This window comes from Catenibacterium sp. co_0103 (genome assembly GCF_004168205.1).
GTDB classification, from domain to species: Bacteria; Bacillota_I; Bacilli_A; order Erysipelotrichales; family Coprobacillaceae; genus Catenibacterium; species Catenibacterium mitsuoka_A.
This window is the reverse complement of record NZ_RCYB01000117.1, coordinates 1-5,392: the sequence shown is the minus strand read 5'-3', so window position 1 is coordinate 5,392 and position 5,392 is coordinate 1. Positions and strand designations below refer to the sequence as shown.

General features: G+C 33.3%; 6 protein-coding genes. 4 read left to right on the top strand and 2 right to left on the bottom strand.

The window, feature by feature from the left end; genetic code table 11:
* The 3 genes from EAI80_RS11795 to EAI80_RS11785 all read left to right on the top strand — a co-directional run.
* The coding region (locus EAI80_RS11795; protein WP_129982196.1) for a transposase at positions 1 to 348 on the top strand (348 nt) is incomplete at its 5' end.
* A 359-nt stretch (positions 349 to 707) separates the two neighbouring features.
* Entirely contained in the window at positions 708 to 1,382 is a 675-nt protein-coding gene (locus EAI80_RS11790) for a carbohydrate kinase (RefSeq protein ID WP_238634593.1), read from the top strand.
* Between the two features lie 151 nt (positions 1,383 to 1,533).
* Complete coding sequence (locus EAI80_RS11785; RefSeq protein WP_129982195.1) at positions 1,534 to 2,523, top strand: type II toxin-antitoxin system antitoxin SocA domain-containing protein; 990 nt, start codon at positions 1,534 to 1,536, stop codon at positions 2,521 to 2,523.
* Between the two features lie 41 nt (positions 2,524 to 2,564).
* Here the strand turns inward: EAI80_RS11785 and EAI80_RS11780 are convergent, their stop codons facing one another.
* Together EAI80_RS11780 and EAI80_RS11775 are read right to left on the bottom strand one after the other, a co-directional pair.
* A complete protein-coding gene (locus EAI80_RS11780) occupies positions 2,565 to 2,951 on the bottom strand; it encodes an HIRAN domain-containing protein (protein ID WP_161220353.1) in 387 nt (128 codons plus the stop codon).
* A gap of 11 nt (positions 2,952 to 2,962) precedes the next feature.
* On the bottom strand, positions 2,963 to 3,652 hold the full coding sequence (locus EAI80_RS11775) for a hypothetical protein (RefSeq protein ID WP_129982193.1): 690 nt from the start codon (positions 3,650 to 3,652) through the stop codon (positions 2,963 to 2,965).
* Positions 3,653 to 3,896: 244 nt separating this feature from the next.
* Here EAI80_RS11775 and EAI80_RS11770 point away from each other — a divergent pair, with 244 nt between their 5' ends.
* Positions 3,897 to 5,327, top strand: a complete 1,431-nt coding sequence (locus EAI80_RS11770; protein WP_129982192.1) for a transposase — start codon at positions 3,897 to 3,899, stop codon at positions 5,325 to 5,327.
* The last annotated feature ends 65 nt before the right edge of the window (positions 5,328 to 5,392 follow it).

Sequence of the window (5,392 nt, the reverse complement as noted above, 5' to 3'; positions counted from 1 at the left end):
GGCAAAGCAATTCAGTATGCCCTGAATTTAGAGAAAGGACTGCGTGTATATCTGGATGATGGTCTAGTTCCAATGACTAATTCACTAGATGAACGTAATATAAGACCATTCACCGTGAGTCGAAAGAATTGGCTGTTTAGTACGTCTACCAAAGGAGCAGATGCAAGTGCATCAATATTCAGCCTGATTGAGACAGCTAAAGCTAATAGACTTAGTCCTTTTGATTACATAGAATACATACTGGAGATAATGCCTCAGATTGATATCATTCAGCATCCAGAGAAGATTGACTGGTTCATGCCTTGGAGTGATCAAATTAAAGAAGAGTTTGGAATAAAGGACGATTAAATCGAAAAAATGATTTAATCGTCCTTTTTACGTACACTATATAATTTAGCGCTTACGATTCTCCAAGATAAAAACAGGGAATCTGTTTTTATTTTAGGAATGCTGCGAAATAGTAGAGTACTACTCTTTTGTTCAAAAATACTCGCTAAAAAATGTAGTTGACTATTTGTATGAAATAAACGTATAATGACTTTGGTGGACAAAAACATTTTGTTTTATGTGATGCGACGCCTGCGTTGCGTCACTTTTTTTATTTTATTTCATCTCACAGTACATAAACTGTGAGTTTTTTTATTTATACCTCAAACTTGGCATATGGATTGCAGTATATATAAATGAATAAACAATGGAGGTATTCTATGTACGATGTAACAGCAACAGGTGAACTCTTAATAGACTTCACCAGAAATGGTTTAAGTGAACAGTATAACCGTATCTATGAAGCCAATCCAGGAGGTGCACCTTGTAATGTACTTGCTATGCTTGGAAAACTAGGTTATAAAACCGCATTTATTGGAAAAGTAGGGGAAGATGAGTTTGGTAAACTATTAAACAATACAATTACAGAACAGAAGATTGATGCATTTGGACTTATTCTTGATCCAAATGTAAAGACAACACTTGCTTTTGTAGATAATGATGAAACAGGTGATTGCAGCTTCTCTTTCTATAGAAAGTCAGGCGCAGATATGATGCTTAAGAAAGAAGAAGTGAATTATGAATTAATTGATAATTGCCGTATCTTTCACTTTGGTTCTTTGTCTATGACGGATGAGCCAGTAAGATCTGCTACTTATGCGATGATTGATTATGACAAAAAGAAGAATAAGATTATTTCTTTTTACCCTAACTTAAGACCATCTTTATGGGAAAGTGAAGATCTTGCAGCTAAACAGATCTGGTATGGTATTGAACAATGCGATATTTTAAAGATTGCAGATAATGAGATTGAATGGCTCACTGGTACTCATGACTATGATAAGGGAATTGAAATCATTAGAGAAAGAACACATGATAAATTTGCTTCAGAATAATAAGCCACTAGGTTCTTAATGTTATCATCTTACTCTATCTAAGATAACAGTCGTTAGTTACTCTTAGCATCTTTTTGATGATTTTCTATTATACTCATAGTATAATAATGATACGAAATAATAAAAATCATATCATAAAGGAGATAAGAACATGAAGCACACTTATTGTACAAACTGCAGAAAAGAAACAACTTACACATTGAAGAAACAGGAAATCAGAAAAGTTATTAAAGATAAGGAATATACTTTCTTGATTACTGTTGCAGTATGTAATGAATGTGGTGAAGAAATATCTCTACCTGGTTTACTAGATTTAAATATTAAAGAAATAGATTCACAGTATAGAGAAAAGGAAAATCTAATTACTATTGAAAATATCAACAAATTATTAAAGATATATGATATTGGGAAAGGACCTCTCGCATTAGTTCTTGGTTTTGGTGAAGTGACTATTAAAAGATATCTAGATGGGCAGGTGCCTTCTCTTGAGTATTCCAATATCATGAAAAAAGCTTTACTTTCTCCTGATTATTTCTATAAGAAATTAGAGGAAAATAAAAATAAGATTACTCCAGCTTCTTATAAGAAATCACAAGAAGCAGTGAGTAATCTACAAAAATTATTTGTATTATCAGATAAGATGAGACAGGTCATTGCTTATTTGTTTAAAGGATTAAATGAAGTTACACCATTGATGTTGCAAAAACTTCTTTATTTAATTCAGGGAACCTCTTATGCCTTATATGATCATCCTATGTTTATAGAACGTTCACAAGCTTGGGTTCATGGACCTGTCTATCCTGATGTTTATCATTTATTCAAGCAGTTCAGTTTTAATCCTATTGATGATGATCGATTTGTACTCTTTGAAGAATTAGAGAATACATTAAGTGAAGAAGAATGTTATGTGATTGATTTGGTCAGTCATACATATGGTCTCTATAGCGCTAAAGTATTAGAAACAATCACTCATACAAAGGATCCTTGGATATCAGCTAGAAAAGGGTATGAAGGAACTATTCCTTCTCATGAACCAATTATAGAAGAAAATATAAGAATTTATTTCCAGACATTACATAAACAATATGACTTCTCTCATAGAGAAGGAATCAATCGTTTTATTCATGATATCATCATGTAATGACTATGTATCACTTATCTTATTTTTTGTTTTGTGAATAACTAGAAATCCATCATACAGATCTTAATAGACACAGACCAATTATAATAATCATCCTCATAACATGAATACACTCTTGCATGAAGTATTTTACCTGCATCCATTAATCTAGAAAAAACACAATTATCCTTTTTAGGAATATACCCAAGCTTTTCCCTATCTGTAGTCATCACTTTAATCGCATTACTATCATATTTATTATCTGCTTCTCTTTCTAATAGAAGAGGTACATTCTTCTCTAGTCCTTTAAATACATCTTGATTATCTACATAACGTGTTCCTGCAATATCAGTAAAAGATAAGAATATTTCATTCATTAAAGGCATAATCACATTCTCTACGCCATTCATTTCTACTGCTTCTAAAACCATATCTCTCATCTTGCTCATAAGTGTTCCTCCTAACATGCATGCATGATTTTTGTAAAACTATGATATTTTTTATTTAAATCATTTCTATAAGATCTATATTTCAATATTTCCTTTTTCAGACTCTCTTCTTTTTCTTGAGGTGAATAAGATGGTTGGTTGTTATAAAAATCAATTTCTTCTTTTATACTATTTATTCTGATCATGAGGTAGATAATATCTATATTGTGTCTTGTAGAATGTGTCTCATAATCCACCAACGCCTCTATATTCATCAATTCTTTTAAATCATTATATCTATATGACTCAATAGAATGCTCCCACAACGGATGTTCTTTATCTATTCTTTTGACAATTCTCTTGAATATCTTCTTGGCTTGTTTCATTCCATCAGCACTAAGAGATTTCTTTATTCTCTTTTTATGATTCTTTAAATTCTCTAACTGATGCATATAATCTTCTTTCACAACATCTATGTAACTATTTATTTCTTCTTTATATATCTTAATTTGAAGATTATTGCATCTTTGACAATAGGCAATTCTTTTCTTTAAGAAAATGCATTCAATCATGAGGCCATAGTATTCTTTATACAGATCTCTAAACATCTTATAATATTTCTTCTCATTCTGTTCAGCATTATTCTTTAAATCGTCTCGTTTAATAATCAAGCTCCTATATAAATCGATTAAGTATTCTTGAGTAACAGGTGTATGTTCCATAGTCTACCTCCTCTTTAACTATATCATACAACTTTTACTCAAATCATGTATTGAGCAAGGCACTCATAAAGTACATTTATAGGTGTTCAAATATTTTTTTGCGTAATGACGGGACTTTGACAGTTGCAGAGCCTCTGATTTTAAAAAACGTTGATTACAACGTTATTTTTTTGTCAAATTTTCTGCTTTGAATAGTTGTATGGTGTTGTATAATATGACATAATTGTCATAGGAGCTGATTTCTATGAAACTTTACTATGACAGACGTTCTAAAAACCCTACATATTTCATCCAGCAGGGAATAAGGAACGGCAAAAAGACCACGACTAGAAATATAAAGAAAATCGGCAGGCATAATGATCTGCTCAGAATCACTGATGATCCTCTCGAATATGCAAAACAGGAGGTCGCAAAATACAATGAGGAATATAAAGCCGGAAAAGTATCACTTGATGTAAATATTGACTTTTCTAAGAAGCTTGCCTCTTCAGATGATCATGTTGCACATTCAAGTAATCTCAATATCGGCTATTTCTTTATCCAGTCCATCTATAATGACCTGAAAATAAAGAAGTTTCTTGATGAAATCATGGAGAATACAAAAGCAGAATATGACGCGAATCTTATAAACAGATTTCTCACGATATCAAGAATTCTCGATACACGATCAAAGCTGGGCATTTATGATCACCTTCATACATACTATGAACAGCCACATTATCTTTATGAATCATCGCTCAGATTCATGAGCCTTCTCGCAGGACATTTTGATGACTATATCACCCACCTCTATGAGGCAAGCAACAGTATCATCAGAAGAGATACCTCTGTGTGCTACTTTGACTGTACCAACTACTATTTCGAGATAGAAACAGCCGATGATGATTATGTGGATGAGGTCACCGGAGAGGTATCTTCTGCTTTAAGAAAATATGGAATATCAAAGCAGCATCAGCCCAGTCCTATCGTGCAGATGGGATTGTTCATCGATGCTCAGGGAATCCCTCTTTCCATGTGCATCAATCCCGGAAATCAGAACGAGCAGCTATGCGCCACATCCACTGAGAAAAAGATGATAAGATCCTTTAGAGACAAAAGGCTTATATACTGTGCCGATGCCGGTCTTGGATCGATGGACATTAGAAGATTCAACTCCTTTGGAAGCAGAGCCTTCATCGTCACCCAGTCCATAAAGAAGTTGTCAAACCCACTTCAGAAAGCCGTGTTCAATGATGACGGCTATAGATTATTATCAAATAATATGCCGAAGACTCTGAAAGAGATGCGTGAATTTGACAGAATGGATGAATCAAACAGATTGCTTTATGATGATGTAGTATATAAAGTCATTCCTGCCGATAAGGCCATAGATCTTGGATTTACCGAAGAATATGAAACATCCTGCGGAAATACAAAACAGAAGAAGTCCAAAGGAAAGCTGAAGCAGTATGTGATCGTAACATTCTCAAGAAAAGCCATGGAGTATCAGAGATATGTACGAAACAGACAGATAGAGCGTGCAAGAAGACTGATAAGCAGCAACAAGGTTGAGGATCTGAAAAAGAATCCCAACGATCCGAAGAGATTTATAAAAAGAGACAAAAATGATAAGGATAGATACTATATCGATGAGGAGAAGATAAAAAAAGAAGAGATGTTTGATCAATGGTATTAAGTTAAACAAAACTAATACCATCAGGTAATTAAGTTAAGGTGTCAGCTATATAAACGGCAGACACC